This window comes from Plantimonas leprariae (assembly GCF_008802405.1).
Classification (GTDB): domain Bacteria; phylum Pseudomonadota; class Alphaproteobacteria; order Rhizobiales; family Rhizobiaceae; genus Plantimonas; species Plantimonas leprariae.
The window spans coordinates 244,786-260,273 of record NZ_VZDO01000004.1 but is presented as its reverse complement, the minus strand read 5'-3'; the positions used below and the strand labels follow the sequence as shown (position 1 = coordinate 260,273).

Here is a 15,488-nt window from a genome sequence, read left to right as displayed (position 1 = left end):
AGGCAGGCAATGTCGAAGATCAAGACCTCCGAACTCCTGTCCGACGAAGCGCTGAGTGAACTGGAAGCAGCGCTCGAATCGGACTTCCGGCTCGGCAACGACGTCGACGAACTGCCCGACGAACCCGACGAAGGCGAAGCCGTGATCGAGAACGTCTCGGCGGAAGCGGCCGGGCGCATCGAGCCGGAAGAATTCGCGCCCGACACGGTCGACATCGATTTCGCTTTCGAGGAATTCGACCGCCAGCTTCAGGAGGCGACCGGCGTCTTCATGGCTGGCGCCGAGGGAGCCCAGCCGCCCGCCGATGACCTCCGCGCGGAAGCGCCGCGTGACACCGCGCCCGCTGCCTCGTCGGACGCTCCCGACCTCGGCTTGGCGGTTCCGACCGCCGCAGCCGGAGCCGGCCTCGCCGCGGCGGCCGCCGCTTCCATGCCGCCGCGCCCGACGGTTCCGCCGCGCGCGGCCAACGAGCCGCCGACGCCCGGCCTTCGCGCCGAAGCCGGCCGCGAGCCGAGCCGCGACGACGGCTCGCCGGCGGTGCAGACCACTCAGCGTCCGAGCCCGGCGAACGACGAGGCGCGCCGCGAGACCGTCTACGCGCAGGCTCTCTTGAACCGCCGCGCGTCCCGCACGCCGATCTATGTGGCAGCGGTGGTGTCCGTCGTCTGGGCGGCGCTCGCCGTCTATGTCGGCCACGAGATTTATGGGCAGAGCCTTTTCACCGTGCCGACCTCGGCGTCCGAGGTCGCGGCCGCGCCGGGCCTGCCGCTGGTGCTCGCCGCCGCTCTCGTCCCGGTGCTGCTCATCTTCGCCTTCGCGGTGATGGTGCGCCGTTCCTCGGATCTTCGCCTGATGAGCCGCTCGATGGCCGAGGTGGCGCTTCGTCTGGCCGAGCCGGAATCGATCGCGGCCGATCGCGTCGCGACCATCGGTCAGGCGATCCGCCGCGAGATCGCGGGGCTCGGCGAAGGCGTCGAGCGGGCGCTCGCCCGCACCGCCGAGCTGGAAACCGTCGTCCATACCGAGGTCTCGGCGCTGGAGCGTTCCTATGCCGACAACGAGGTGCGGATCCGCGCGCTGATCCAGGACCTTGCCGGCGAGCGCGAGGCCATGCTGTCGCACGCCGAGAAGCTGCGCTCCTCCGTGGTCGGTTCGCACCAGAAGCTGGTGTCGGAGGTCGACGGCGCGTCGTCGGAGATCCTGCAGCGGATCGAGGAGGCATCCTCCCGGTTCGAGGCGATGCTGCACGAGCGCGGCAACGACCTGACCCGCTCCTACGAAGAGCGCAGCGGCGCGCTGGCGCACCTGTTCGACGAGCAGAACCGCAACCTCGAACAGCAGCTCTCCGGCAATACCGAAGGCTTCCTCGCGCGGATCGGCGAGAGCGCCGACGCGGCGACGGAGCAGTTGCGCCGCACCGGCGACGAGATCGCCGCCGCGCTGGACGGCCGCGCCTCCGACTGGCAGTCCCGGTCGGCGGATTTCACCGAGCGTCTGGAGGCGATCACCGGCGAGTTCGATCGCCGCGTCAACGGCGTCAGCGACGAGGTCGTGACGCTCCTCGCCTCCCGCGCGGAGGGCGTGCGCGGCGAGCAGGAGCGCTTCCTCGCCGACCTCACCTCGACGTTGGACGAGCGGCAGCAGCGTTTCGGCGCGGACGCCGACCGCTTCCTTGCCGACATGAACGGCAATCTCGGCGAGCACGACCAGACCTTCGTTGCCCGCACCGAAGCCTTCGCCCGCGAAATCCGCGTGGCGGTGGATCAGCGCATGGCGGCCCTTGGAACCGAGGGGCAGCGGCTCATCTCGGGCGTGGCGGCCGAGCTCGGCAACCGGCAGGAGCGTTTCGCGCTCGAAACCGACAGCTTCGTCGAACGCCTCGCGGCGATCTTCGACGAGCGCTCGACTGCGCTCAAAAACGAGCAGCGGCGGGTGATCGAAAGCGTGTCCTCCGATCTCGGCGAGCGTTCGGGCCGGTTCGGCGAGGAGACGCAGGCCTTCCTCATGGCACTCAGCCTCGCCTTCGACGAGCGGTCGCAGCGCCTGGACGAGCAGCAGGACGACTTCGTCAACCGGGTCGCCCGGAGCATCGACGCCGGCAGCGAGCGCAGCCGCACGCTGCTATCGCAGCACGGCGACGCGATCGTCGGCGGGCTGGACGAGCGTCTGGACCGGCTCGACGCGGCCTTCGGCGAACGGGGCGTCGCTCTGGTGGAATCGCTCGAAGCGCGCACCACGACCATCGTCGACGCCAGCGAGCGCATCGCCGGTGTCCTGCAGAACCGCTCCTCGGAATTCGCGCGCGCTCTCACCGATCGCAGTCGCGAGATCGTCGCCGCTTTCCAGAACGGCAACAGCGAACTGGCCTCTGCGACAAGCGAAGCCTTGGCGCGGTCGGAGGCCGCCTTCGCGGGTCGCGCCGGCGAGCTTCAGACCATGCTGGATGCGCGTCTCGGCGAGTTCCGTACCACCTTGGAAGCACAGGTCGGCGGCATCGACGGCACCCTCGACGAGCGGCTCGGCGGTCTTACGGACGCGCTCGTCCGCCGCGCCGAGGATCTGCAGGCAGCGCTGGCATCCGTCGAGCGCAACCTCCTCGGCGGCATCGACGAGCGCGCGGGCACCCTCACCGGCGCGCTGGACGAACGGCTGGGCGCGTTCCATTCCGACATGGACGGCCGCAGCGAGAACCTCCGCCGCATCGTCGACGAGCGCTTCGCCGACGTCGCGGGCTCGCTGGGCGAACGCTCCGAGGCGATCGCGGCTGCACTCGCGACGGCGCAGGACAGCCTTCTCGGCGGCATCGAAGCGCGCACCGGCGCGCTGCGGGCTGTGCTCGACGAACGGGTCGGCGGCCTGTCGCACGATCTCGGCCGCCGCACGGACGAACTCGAACAGTCCTTCGCGTCGGCGCATCGCACACTGATCGGCGGCCTCGACGAGCGGTCCGGCGCCCTCGCCTCCTCCATCGAGGCGGGCGTCGAGCGGATGCGCCACGTCCTGTCCGATGCGGAAGCGACCCTCACCACCGGTACGGACGAGCGCGGACGCGCCCTGCAGTCCGCCATCGAGGAACGGCGTCTCCATCTGGAGCGGCTGTTCACCGAGCGCGCGGACATCTTCGTCGGCAATATCGACGCCCAGTCGACGCGCATCATCGAGGCGCTGGACGCCCGCGCCGGCACCTTCGACACCAGCCTGAACCGGCACGTCGCGGCGACGGAAACCCTCGTCCGCGAGGCGGAAGCACGCAGCCTCGCCACGCTCGGCGAGAAGCAGGACGCGCTCCGCGAGGCGCTGGCCGAGCGCACCGACGCGCTGCGCCAGGCGGCGGACGAGACGCAGGAAAGCTTCCTCGCCTTGCTGGAAGAGCGCGTTTCGGGCGTCCGCGGAGCGCTCGGCGACGTGCTCGACCGCGTGTCCGGCGAGTTCGGCTCGCAGATCGACGCCCTGCGTCGCATCGTCGAGGAAACGCGCGACGGCCTCGGCAACGGCCTCGAGGAACAGCGTCTCGGCCTTGCCTCGACGCTGGACGAGCGCGCCGCGCAACTGCGCGAAGGCCTCGACTCCCGAGCCGCCGGCTTCCGCGCGGTCGTGGAGGAAGCGCGCACTCTCCTGGTCGACGGCTTCGACGGCCGTGCCGTCGAGCTTCGCGACAACATCGCGGCGCAGGCGGCGACGCTGCAGTCCGTGATCGACGATGCCCGCCGCCTCGTGGCGGAAGGGCTGGACGAGCGTGCCGAGCGGCTGTCGGGCGACTTCGACCGCAGCGCGTCCGGTCTTCTGGAGCGGATCGACCGCTCGGCCGAGCACATGACCGGTCTCCTGTCCGGCGTCGACGGTCGCCTCGTCACGGTGCTGGACGACCGGCGCGACGAAATCGTGCGGATCCTGGAGGAAGCCACCCAGTCGGCCGGCGCGACGCTGAACGACCGCGCCGACGACATCCGCCGCGTCATCGAGCAGAGCGTCACCGACGTGTCCCGCTCGCTCGAAGCCCGGCGCGAGGACCTCGTCGCCGCGATCGAATCCGGCACCGTCTCGGTGACGACGGCCTTCGACCAGCGCACGGAAACCATCACGGAAGTGCTGGAGCGCGGCCTCGGCAACGTCGACCGGACACTGACCAGCCGCACCGCCCTCGTGGCGGAGTCGCTGCGCAGCGCCATCACCGTGGCCACCGCCGCGATGACGGAGGAAGCGGAGCGGGCGCGCAAGGGCCTGGAAGGCGAGACGCAGGCGATCTCCGCGCATGTCGCGGAAATCGAGACGGTGTTCCGCACCGCCGGCGAGGAAACTCGCGGCCGGCTGGCGGAAGAGGCGGAGCGTCTCGCGACGCAGTTCGCCGCCGTTGCCGCCGACTTCGCCGCGAAGGGCGACACGTCGCGGCGCGAGTTGGTGGAAGGGGCGGAAAACCTCGTCGGCAGCATATCCGGCCTCTCGGCCGATATCCGCCGCGAGGCGCAGGAGGCGCGCGACACGCTCGGCTCCGAAAGCGCCAGCCTCGCCACGCAGATCGGCGGCGCCTCGCTCGCGATGCGCTCGGAAGCCGAAGCGGCGCGCGAGCGGCTGGCGACGCTCGCGGTCGATTTCGTCGGCAATATCGGCTCGGCGGCGGAGCGCATCCGCGCCGACGCCGACGCGGCTCGTGCCTCGTTCGGCGAACAGGCCGAGGCGATCTCGCGCGCCGTGGCGGATGCGTCCGCCAAGCTGTTCGATGATGCGAACTCGGTGCGCCGCGATATCGGCACGCAGGCTGAAGGCATCGCCGGCGCGGTCAGTGCGGCGGCCGAGCGGCTGCGGCAGGCCGGCGAGGACTCGCGCGGCATTCTGCGCGAGGACGCCGGCTCCATCGCCGACGCCGTGCAGAACGCCGCGGCGCGACTGCGCGAGGATGCGGTGACCGTCAAGGACCAGATCGACGGTCAGGTCGACGATATCGCCAACGCGGTGTCGGCCGCGGCCGAGCGGCTGCGGGAGGCCGGCGAGCAGTCGCGCGGCAATCTCCGAAGCGACGCGCTCGCCATCGCCGCGGAGATCGGCCAGGCCGCGGTCGCGATCCGCGACCGCACCGAGGCCGCGAAGCGCGAGATCGGCGACAGCGCCGGCCAGTTCGTCGAGCAGTATGCCGGTGTGGCGGAGCGGCTGGCGGACAGCGGCACCGGCATCGCCGACACCTTGAGCGAACGCGTCGAGCGGTTCTCCGCCGATATGGAGGCGCTTTCGCAGCGGCTGACCGATGCGCTCGGCGGCTCGTCGGAGACGCTGCGCGGCAATCTCGACGGCGCGACCGGGGCGATCCGCGAGGAGCTGCGCCGCGCGTCCGAGACCATGCGCTCGGATGTCGACGACGTCGCGTCCCGGCTCCGGGACGACGTCGCCGGCGTGTCGGCGATGTTGGCTCGCGAGGCGGACGCCGCACGCCAAACCATCACCGAGAAGGGCGACGAGATCGCCGCGCAGTTCTCCGACGCGGGCGAGGCCATCGTCAGCGGTGCGGCGGAAGCGCGGGAGCGCCTCGGCCGGGAGATCGGCTCGCTGGTCGACCGCCTGTCCCAGACGAACGGCGGCCTCCGGACGCTCATCGACGATGCGGCGGGCAATCTCGGCGCGATCGACGCGGCACTTCGCGAGACCGGCGAACGCTTCAGCGACAATGCCGAGCGCGCGGCTGGCGTCATCGAGTCCTCGTCGCGCCTCCTCGACGGCAACGCTTCGCGGCTGGACCGCCTGTCGAACGCGGCCTTCGATCAGGTCAAGGCGATGACCGCGAAGTTCGACGACCACGGCAACGCCCTCGGCGAGGCCGCGCGCCTGATCGAAACGGCGCAGGCCAACCTCGAGACTACCCTGACCGAGCGCCGGAGCGGCCTGGAAGAACTGTCCGGCGGCCTCGTCCGCCGGTCCGAGGAGATCGGCGAGTTGATGCGCTCGTTCGAGGAGGTCGTGGAAGGCCTCTTCGAGCGGACCGAACAGCGCTCGCGTCTCGTGACGGAGCGGCTGAACTCCGAGATCGGCGCGTCCTTCACCGAAGCCGGGCGTCAGCTCGACGACGTGGAGAGCCGGTCCGGCGCGGCCGCTTCGCAGATCCGCGACGTGGTGCGCGGCGTCGTCGAGGACGCGGCGCAACGCTTCGCGAGTGCGACCGACGAGATGCGGCGCACGGCGACCAGCATCCGCGAGGAGCTCGAAGCGACGCGTGGCGAGATCAAGCGCGGCGTCTTCGAACTGCCGGACGAGGCTCGCGAGAGCACGGAAGCCATGCGCCGGGCGGTGTCGGATCAGATTCGCGCCCTGCGGGATCTGAGTGACATCGTCGCCCAGTCCGGCCGCGCCTTCGACGTCGGCGCGCGCCGCGGCGGCAACGGGTCGGAGTCGCGCCCCACCGCTTCGGCCGGTCGTGATATCAAGAGCTTCGGCGCTGCGGCGCAGGCGGCGTTCGAACCGATCGCCCGCCCGGCCGCGCCGCCGAGCGAGGAACCGAGGCCCGCGTTGCGGCCCGCGGCCCGCTTCGGCACGGAGGGCAACCTCGCGCAGGACCTACGCGGCAGCGTCGAGCTGGAGCGGGCTCCCGCGCCGACGCCGCGTCCGGCTTCCGGCAGCATCCTGCCGGCATCGCAGCCTCCGGTCGCCTCCACCCCCGCGCAAAGCTCGGCGGCTCAACCGCTGCAGCCCGCCGCACCCGACCAGCCGGCCCGTTCGGGCGGCTGGGTGTCGGACCTCCTGCGCCGCGCCTCGCGCGACGAGGAGGGTGCGGCCGAACCGGCGGGCGAGCGCCCGACCGCGCCGGCCTCCGCGGCCTCCCGTTCGCCGGAGCACGTCGTCGAGTCGCTGAACTCGCTGTCGGTCGACATCGCCCGGGCGATCGACCACGACGTTTCGGTCGAGCTCTGGGATCGCTACCGCCGGGGCGAGCGGAACGTCTTCACCCGGCGGCTCTACACACTGAAGGGGCAGCAGACCTTCGACGAGATCCGCCGCAAGTATCAGCGGGACGGCGAGTTCCGCTCGGCGGTGGACCGCTACATCGCGGACTTCGAAAGCCTGCTTGCCGACATCGCCAAGAGCGACAAGGACAGCTCGCTCTCGCGGACCTATCTCGGCTCCGACACCGGCAAGGTCTACACCATGCTCGCCCACGCCTCCGGCCGCTTCGACGGCTGAAGGCGGTAGGCGACAAACGAAAAGGGCGGCCATCGAGCCGCCCTTTTTCATGTCCGGTCGCCGCAGCTGCGCGGCAGACACCCCGATCTCAGACGGTCTGGAGCGTCCAGGTGACGATCTCGCGAGCGACGCCGTCGAAGGCCTTGTCCAGCGCGGCGACGAAGGCGGCGTTGCCTGTGCCGGAGACCGGTGCGCCGCCGGTGAAGGTCCGCGTCGCGCGGACCGTGCCGTTCCGGTCGTTCAGGATCTTCACCGCGATCTCGACCTGCGCCGACTGCCGGCCCTGCCCGGCCGCGATCTCGAAGCGCCGGATCTCCATGATCACCTGATAGTCGATCGCGAGGCCCTGTCCCGGCACGCCGACCGCGCCGACGCGGCCGGTGTTCTCGAAGGCCTGGACCATGCGGAGCTGGACGATGCGCGGCAGCCGGTCGCTCCACTGGCTGTTCTGCAGCGCCTCCACCGAATAAGGCGTCGGCTTCACGACGATCTGGTTCGAATCGAGCGTCTTGATCGCCGTCGGGTCGGGGATGAGCAGTTGCAGGCGCTTGCGCGCCGGTGCGGAGGCAGCGGTCGAGGGCGAGGACAGCTCGTAGGTATCGCGCGGCGTCGTTCCGCCGAGCGCGGCGCAGCCGCTCAGCGCCGAGACGAGCGCCAGGGCGGCGGACATGCGGAAGCGGTGACTCATCGACAGGCCTTTGCGGGTCGCGACCGCGCGGCACGAGCCGGCGATCGCGCGTCGTTGTTGATCGGCGAACGGCTCAACGGCGAGTCCTGCCGTTGTACTGCTTGATCTCGTCGCCGCCGAACAGGATGCGCTGCGGGTTGGACGAGAGGGAATCGACGGCGGCACCGACCTTGTTCACCGTGCTGGTCGCCGCACCGATGAAGTTGCGGATGTCCGGCAGGCTGCGGTCGGTGAAGCCTTGGATGCTCGAGGAGATCGGGCCAATCTGGTTGTTCAGCGCGGTCGCCGCGCTGCCGACGCGGTTGGCGGCGTCCTGCACGGCGGCGAGCGAGGTCGTCGCGCGCTGCACGAGGCCGTTGGTCGAATCCTCGTTCAGGAAGCGGTCGGCGGAGGCGAGGACCGACTGGAGCCGCGTCGACGCCTCGTTGACCTTCCGCGTCGTCTCGCGGGCATCCGTGATGATGGCGTTGATGTCGTCGCGCCGGTTGCCGACGTCGTTGGCGACGCGCGCCACCGAGTCTGCCGCCCGCGCGACGTTGTCGGTCGCCTGCCCGACATTGTTCACGGCGCGGGTGATCGTGTCCGGGTTGATGCCGCTGAGGATCTGGTCGACGTGCTCGCGCGTGCCGTTGAAGTTGCCGACGGTCAGGTCGATCGTGCGCAGCGTGCTTTCGGCGACGTCGATCGCCGACTGGATCGTCGGCGTCTTCGCGTTGATAGCCGCGACGAAGCTCGAAACCTGATCCACCGTCTGGTTGATCTTCTGCGTGTCGACGCCGGCGAGAATGCCGTTGGCGCGGTCGACGGTCTGGTTGAGGTTGGCCGCGATGCGCTGCGCGTCGGCGCTGATCGGCCCGAGCCGATCGAGAAGCTGATCGATGTCCGGCGCGTTCGCCGCGAAGACGTCGCCGACGCGGCCGAAGGAGCGCACGGCGCTCTGCGCCGATTCGACCAGCCCCCCGATGTTGCCGGCTTGGTCGCGCAGCGTCTGGCTGAGCGCCGTGACGTTGTCGACCGTCCGCCGCACGCTGTCGCCGTCGATGCTGGCGAGAACCTGATTCGTCCGGTCGACGGTCTGGTTGAGGTTGGCGGCGACGCGGGTCGCGTTGTCGCTCAAGGGACCGAGATTGGCGATCAGGCGATCAACGCTCGGCGTGTTGCGGTCTATCGCGTCGCCGACCCGGCCGATGGCGGCCGCGGCGGTCCGGGCGGACTCGAAGATGGTGTCGATGTCGCCGTTCTTCTCGCGCAGCTTCGCGGTGACGACGGCGACGTTGTTCAGCGTATCCCGCACGTCCTGAGGGTTCACTGCCTCCACCACGCCGCGCACGGCACGAACGGTCGACGGCAGTTCCGTGGCGACCGTATTGGCGGAATCGGCCAGGCGGCCGGCGCTGGCGAGGAAGTTCTGCAGGTTGTCGGAATTGTTCGCGAGCGTGTCCGTGAAGCGGCGGACGTTGCCGGAGGTCGCCGTGATGTTGTCGGCCGTGGTGCGCACCGCCGGCCCGATGTCGTTCACGACCGCCTCAAACTGGCCGAGGATGTTGTTCGCCCGGTCGGCGATGTCCTTGGCGGTCGCGAGGATGTCGGTGACGTCGGACGGGTCGGCGCGGATGACCGGCACCGCGCCCTGCTCCTGCGCGTACTGGATGATGTTGCGCTCGTTCACCGAGCCGCCCTTCAACTCGATGAACGCTTGGCCGGTGAGGCCGGCGAAGCCGATCGTCGCGCGGGTCGAGGTGGTGATCGGCGTCGTGCCGTCGACGCGCGTCGTTGCGATCACGGTACGCGGGTCGTTCGGGTCGATCCGGAGGTTCCGCACGTCGCCGACGCGAAGGCCGTTGAACAGCACTTGGCTGCCGACGGACAGGCCGTTCACCGACCCCTCGATGCGCACCAGCAGCTCGACGCGGCTATCCTGATTGGCGACGTTGGCCGTCCAGTAGACGAACAGGAAGCCGGCAACGAGGACGACAAGCGTGAAGGCGCCGACGAGAACGTAGTTCGCGCGGGTTTCCATGGGTCAGTTCTCTTGTCTCTCGGCCATCGACGCCTCGCCGTGTTCCGGTGTCACCACCGTGCGGGCGCGCTTGCCGTGGAAGTACGATTTGACCCAAGGGTCGTCGAATTCGAGCATCGTCTGGAGCGGACCTTCGACCAGGACACGCTTCTGACCCAACACCGCGATCCTGTCGCAGGCCTGAAACAGCGAATCGAGATCGTGCGTCACCATGTAGACGGTGAGGCCGAGCGTGTCCCTGAGCGTCATGATCAGCTCGTCGAACTCCGCCGCGCCGATCGGGTCGAGGCCGGAAGTCGGCTCGTCGAGAAAGACGATGTCGGGATCGAGCGCGAGCGCGCGGGCCAGCGCCGCGCGCTTGATCATGCCGCCCGAAAGCTCGGACGGGTACTTGTGCGCCGCGTCCGGCTGCAGGCCGACGAGGTCGATCTTCAGGCGGGCAAGCTCGTCCATCAGCTTCGGCGAGAGATCGAGGTATTCCCGCATCGGCACCTGAATGTTCTCCATGACCGACAGCGACGAGAACAGCGCGCCGTGCTGGAACAGCACGCCCCAGCGCTGCTCCACCGCGAGGCGCTCCTCGTCGCTGGCCTTCTCGTAATCGACGCCGAACACCTCGATCGTACCGGCCTGCTTCTGGTTGAGGCCGAGGATGGTGCGCAAGAGCACCGATTTGCCCATGCCCGAGCCGCCGACGAAGCCGAGGATCTCGCCGCGCTTCACGTCGAGGTTGCAGTCCTTCAGGATCTGCTTCAGCCCGAAGCTGACGTCGACGCCGCGCACGCGGATGATCACGTCGTCGTCCGTCGGGCGCTCGCTGGTTTCCGTTTCCGCCATGTCAGTAGCCGATGGAGGCGTAGAAGATCGCGAACACGCCATCGACCACGATGACGAGGAAGATCGACTTCACCACCGACGCCGTCACGTGGAGACCGAGGCTTTCGGCGCTGCCGCCGACCTTCATCCCCTCCGAGGAGGCGACGATGCCGATGATGATCGCCATGAACGGCGCCTTGATCAGTCCGGCGAAGATGGTCGCGACGTCGATCGATTCGCGCAGGCGCTGGATGAAGGCCGCTGGCGGGATGCCGATATAGGTCCAGGTCGTCACCATCGCGCCGGCGATGCCGGCGATGTCCGCGATGAAGGCGAGCAGCGGCAGGACGAGGGTCAGGGCGACGAGGCGCGGGAAGACGAGAACGCCGATCGGGTTGAGGCCGATGACGGTCAGGGCGTCGACCTCCTCGCGCATCTTCATCGAGCCGATCTCGGCGGTGATGGCGCTGCCCGAGCGGCCGGCGATCATGATTGCGGTGATGAGGACGCCGATTTCGCGCAGTTGCAGGATGCCGACGAGATCGACCACGAAGATTTCCGCGCCGAAGGAGCGGAGCTGGAACGCGCCCTGCTGCGCGATGATGCCGCCGATCAGGAAGCTCATCAGCGCGATGATCGGCACCGCGCGCACGCCCATTCGATCCATCTGGTTGACGATGGCGGCAAGCCGCACCTGCGTCTGCCCGGTGACGCGGCGGCCCGCGCCGTAGATGGACGCGCCGACGATGTTCAGGCCGAGGACGATCTCGTCCTTGATGGCGTACATGCCGCGGCCGATCGCCTCCAGCGGCAGCGTCCACAGCATCGGCCCGCGCCCCGGCGGCTCCGGGCGTTCGCGCTCGATCGCCTCGCGCACCGCCTTGAACAGCGCGTTCTCCTCGTCGACCCCGCGCAGCTCCACCGAGCCGCCCTTCTCGCCGATGGTCCGAACGAGGCTTTCGACCAAGAACGCGCCGGCGGTATCGATCCGGCCGACATCGCCGACATCCACCGCGATCTTCGAGCCGAGGTCGGCCTCGCGCGTGTCGTCGACCGTCTTCTCGACCGTGCCGATCGTGCGGGCCAGCCAGTCGCCGGAAAGCTGCAGGACGACGCCGCCGTCGGCCTTCTCGGCCGTGAGCGACGGCGGGGCCGCGCGACGGCCCATCGCGCCGTCGCCGCCTGCCGGCGCTTCCTCGTCCTTCGGATCCAGCATGCGTGGTCGTCTTTCGAAGCTCGCGGCCTTGCCGTCGCCGCTCGGCTGGCGGAAACAGGGGAACCCGGAGCCGCGTCGCGAAGCGCGGACTCCAAGCCGTGCGGACGTTAACCATCCTTGCATGGTGCTGTCATGGCGCGGCCCTCAGCAAAGTCCCAGCCGGGAAAGGATTTCCGATGCCGCGTCGTGTTTCGGTCACAGTGGAGGGGTTCGAGCTCGCGCAGGTCTTCACCATCGCGCGCGGCTCGAAGCGCGAGGCGGTGGTGGTGGTCGCGGAGATTTCCGAAGCGGGTCGATCCGGGCGCGGCGAATGCGTGCCCTACGCGCGTTACGACGAGAGCGTCGAGAGCGTCCGCGCCCAGATCGAAGCGGCACGGGAGGCGGTCGAAGCCGGCGCGTCGCGCGAAGACATCCAGCGCTTCATGCCGGCCGGCGCGGCGCGCAACGCGGTCGACTGCGCGCTCTGGGATCTCGAGGCCAAGCTTGCCGGCCGCGCGGTCGCCGGGTTGGCGGGAATCGGCGACCTGCAGGCGCTGGAAACGGCCTACACGATCTCGCTCGCCGCGCCCGACGAGATGGCGGTGGCGACCCTCGCGGTGGCGGACCGCACGCTCCTGAAAGTGAAGGTCGGCGGCGGCGACGGCCGGGACGCCGAGCGCATCCGCGCGGTCCGGGCGGCGAGCCCCGTCGCGCGCCTGATCCTCGACGCCAACGAGGGTTGGACGCCGGGCGACATCCGCGCGAACATGCTCGTCGCCGCCGAAGTGCGGGCGGCGCTGGTGGAGCAGCCCCTCCCCGCCGGCGCGGACGCGGTCCTGGCCGGCATCCCGCACCCGGTGCCGATCTGCGCCGACGAATCGCTGCACCAGACGTCCGATCTCGCGGCGCTGGCGGACCGCTACGACTGCGTCAACGTCAAGCTCGACAAGACAGGGGGCCTCACGGAAGCGCTGGTGCTGGTGCGGGAAGCGCGCCAGCTAGGGTTCGGCGTGATGGTCGGCTGCATGGTGTCCTCGTCGCTCGCCATGGCGCCGGCGATGCTCATCGCGCAAGGCGCCGATTTCGTGGACCTCGACGGACCGCTCCTGATGAAGCGTGACCGGCCGGACGGGCTGATCTATGCCGGCTCCACGGTTTCGCCGCCCTCGTCGGCGCTTTGGGGCTAGAGGCCGGCGCGCAAAACGGTTTAAGACGCCGGCATCGGAGGTTGCCCCATGAACGATCGCGTCGAGAACTCGGCTCTGCAGAACGAGGTTCGGCGGCCGGCGGAGGATCGCGCGAAAAGCGACAGGCCGGCGAACGGCGATCTCGACGCGCAGGCGCTGTTCTACCACCTCCACCCGAAGCCGGGGAAACTCGCGATCCAGCCGACGAAGACGCTCGGCAACCAGCGCGACCTCGCGCTCGCCTATTCGCCCGGCGTCGCCGCGCCCTGCCGCGAGATCGCCAAGAACCCGCAGACGGTGGCCGACTATACGAGCCGGCAGAACCTCGTCGCCGTCCTGTCCAACGGCACGGCCGTGCTCGGTCTCGGCAATATCGGCCCCCTCGCCTCGAAGCCGGTGATGGAAGGCAAGGCGGTGCTCTTCAAGAAGTTCGCCGATATCGACGTCTTCGACATCGAGATCGACGCGCAGGAGATCGACCGCATCGTCGACGTCGTCGCCGCGCTGGAGCCGACCTTCGGCGGCATCAACCTCGAAGACATCAAGGCGCCCGAATGCTTCGAGGTCGAGGAGCGCCTGCGCGAGCGCATGGGCATCCCGGTCTTCCACGACGACCAGCACGGGACGGCGATCATCGTCGCGGCGGCGGTCCGCAACGCGCTGGAACTCGCGGGTAAACGGATCGAGGACGTCAGGATCGTCTCCTCCGGGGCGGGCGCTGCGGCGATCGCGTGCCTGAACCTCCTCGTGGCGCTCGGGGCGAAGGTCGAGAACATCGTCTGCACGGATATCGACGGCGTCGTCTACGAAGGCCGCCCCGCGCGCATCGACCGCTGGATGGCGGTCTATGCGAAGCAGACCGACCTTCGCACGCTCGAAGAGGCGATCGACGGCGCGGACGTCTTCCTCGGCCTTTCCGCCGGCGGCGTGCTGAAGCCGGAATACCTGAAGAAGATGGCGGCGAAACCGCTGGTGCTGGCGCTCGCCAACCCGACGCCGGAGATCATGCCGGCGCTTGCCCGCGAGGTGCGGCCGGACGCGATGATCTGCACGGGCCGCTCGGACTTCCCGAACCAGGTCAACAACGTCATCTGCTTTCCCTACATCTTCCGCGGCGCGCTCGACTGCGCGGCGACCTCGATCAACGAGGAGATGAAGGTCGCGGCGGTGGACGCCATCGCGGCGCTCGCCCGCGAGGAGGTTTCGGAAGTGGCGGCGAAGGCCTACGGGTCGGAAACGCCGCTGTTCGGGCCGGAATACCTGATCCCCTCGCCCTTCGACCCGCGGCTGATCCTGAAGATCGCGCCGGCAGTGGCGAAGGCGGCGGAGCGGACGGGCGTCGCGGCACGGCCGATCGAAGACCACGGCGCCTATCTCGACCGGCTGAACCGCTTCGTGTTCCGCACCGGCCTCATCATGAAGCCGATCTTCCAGATGGGGCGCGGCTCGGGCAAGCGCGTCATCTTCGCGGAAGGTGAGGACGAGCGGGTGCTGCGCGCGACGCAGGTGGTGCTGGAGGAGGAGATCGGCGTGCCGATTCTCGTCGGCCGTCCGTCGGTGATCGCCAGCCGGCTGGAGCGCTACGGCCTCCGCATCAGGCCGAAGACCGACTTCGAGGTGGTGAACCCCGAGGACGACCCGCGCTACCGCGACTATGTCGACCACTACTTCTCGAAGGTCGGCCGCAAGGGCATTAACCCGGATACCGCGCGGGCGCTGGTGCGCACCTCGAACACCGTCATCGCCGCCGTCGCCGTGTCGCGCGGCGAGGCGGACGCGATGATCTGCGGGCTGGAGGGCAACTATTCGCCGCACATCCGCAATATCAGCCAGATCCTCGGCTTCGCCGACGGCGTGTCGAAGTTCGCGGCGCTGTCGATGCTGATCACCCAGTCCGACACGAAGTTCTTCCTCGACACCTACGTGCAGCGCCATCCGAGCGCCGAGGACTTGGCGGAGATGACGGTGCTGGCGGCGGCCGAGATCCGCCGCTTCGGCATCACGCCGAAAGCCGCGCTGGTCTCCCATTCGAATTTCGGCACCGACGACACGGAGGAGACGCGCAAGCTGCGGCGCGCCCTGAAGCTGATCCAGGAGCGCGCGCCGAACATCGAGATCGACGGCGAGATGCACGGCGATTCGGCGCTGTCGGAAAGCGTCCGCCAGCGGGTGATGCCGACGTCACACCTCAAGGGCGACGCGAACCTGCTGATCTTCCCGAACCTCGACGCGGCGAACATCACGATGAACGTGGTGAAGGTGATGACCGACGCGCTGCATGTCGGGCCGATCCTGCTCGGCGTCCGGCAGCCGGCGCACATCCTGACCCCGTCCGTCACCTCGCGCGGCATCGTCAACATGGCGGCGATCGCCGTCGCGGAGGCCGTGCAGAAGGCGTGAAGCCGGCGCTCCGTCCGG

The 15,488-nt window shown here is 69.5% G+C and carries 7 protein-coding genes; 3 read left to right on the top strand and 4 right to left on the bottom strand.

The features are described from left to right. The first annotated feature begins 9 nt into the window (after nt 1-9). A complete protein-coding gene (locus tag F6X38_RS07605; RefSeq protein ID WP_150968996.1) occupies nt 10-7,164 on the top strand; it encodes an apolipoprotein A-IV repeat region-like domain-containing protein in 7,155 nt (2,384 codons plus the stop codon). Nucleotides 7,165-7,252: 88 nt separating this feature from the next. Here the strand turns inward: F6X38_RS07605 and F6X38_RS07600 are convergent, their stop codons facing one another. The 4 genes from F6X38_RS07600 to F6X38_RS07585 all read right to left on the bottom strand — a co-directional run bounded on the left by F6X38_RS07600 (nt 7,253) and on the right by F6X38_RS07585 (nt 11,904). Continuing rightward, nucleotides 7,253-7,852 carry an ABC-type transport auxiliary lipoprotein family protein gene (locus F6X38_RS07600; protein WP_150968995.1) on the bottom strand — a complete coding sequence of 200 codons (600 nt, stop codon included), beginning with the start codon at nt 7,850-7,852 and terminating at the stop codon, nt 7,253-7,255. 73 nt (nt 7,853-7,925) lie between these two features. Continuing rightward, nucleotides 7,926-9,872: an MlaD family protein gene (locus F6X38_RS07595; protein ID WP_150968994.1), complete on the bottom strand. Its 1,947-nt coding sequence runs from the start codon at nt 9,870-9,872 to the stop codon at nt 7,926-7,928. A gap of 3 nt (nt 9,873-9,875) precedes the next feature. Then, a complete protein-coding gene (locus tag F6X38_RS07590) occupies nt 9,876-10,709 on the bottom strand; it encodes an ABC transporter ATP-binding protein (protein WP_150968993.1) in 834 nt (277 codons plus the stop codon). Nucleotide 10,710: 1 nt separating this feature from the next. Beyond that, entirely contained in the window at nt 10,711-11,904 is a 1,194-nt protein-coding gene (locus F6X38_RS07585) for an ABC transporter permease (RefSeq protein WP_150968992.1), read from the bottom strand. A gap of 176 nt (nt 11,905-12,080) precedes the next feature. Between F6X38_RS07585 and dgcA the strand changes: the two genes are divergently transcribed. Together dgcA and F6X38_RS07575 are read left to right on the top strand one after the other, a co-directional pair. After that, nucleotides 12,081-13,070, top strand: coding sequence for an N-acetyl-D-Glu racemase DgcA (dgcA, locus tag F6X38_RS07580; RefSeq protein WP_150968991.1), 990 nt, complete (start codon nt 12,081-12,083; stop codon nt 13,068-13,070). A 48-nt stretch (nt 13,071-13,118) separates the two neighbouring features. Next, on the top strand, nt 13,119-15,470 hold the full coding sequence (locus F6X38_RS07575; protein WP_150968990.1) for an NADP-dependent malic enzyme: 2,352 nt from the start codon (nt 13,119-13,121) through the stop codon (nt 15,468-15,470). Nucleotides 15,471-15,488: the final 18 nt, after the last annotated feature.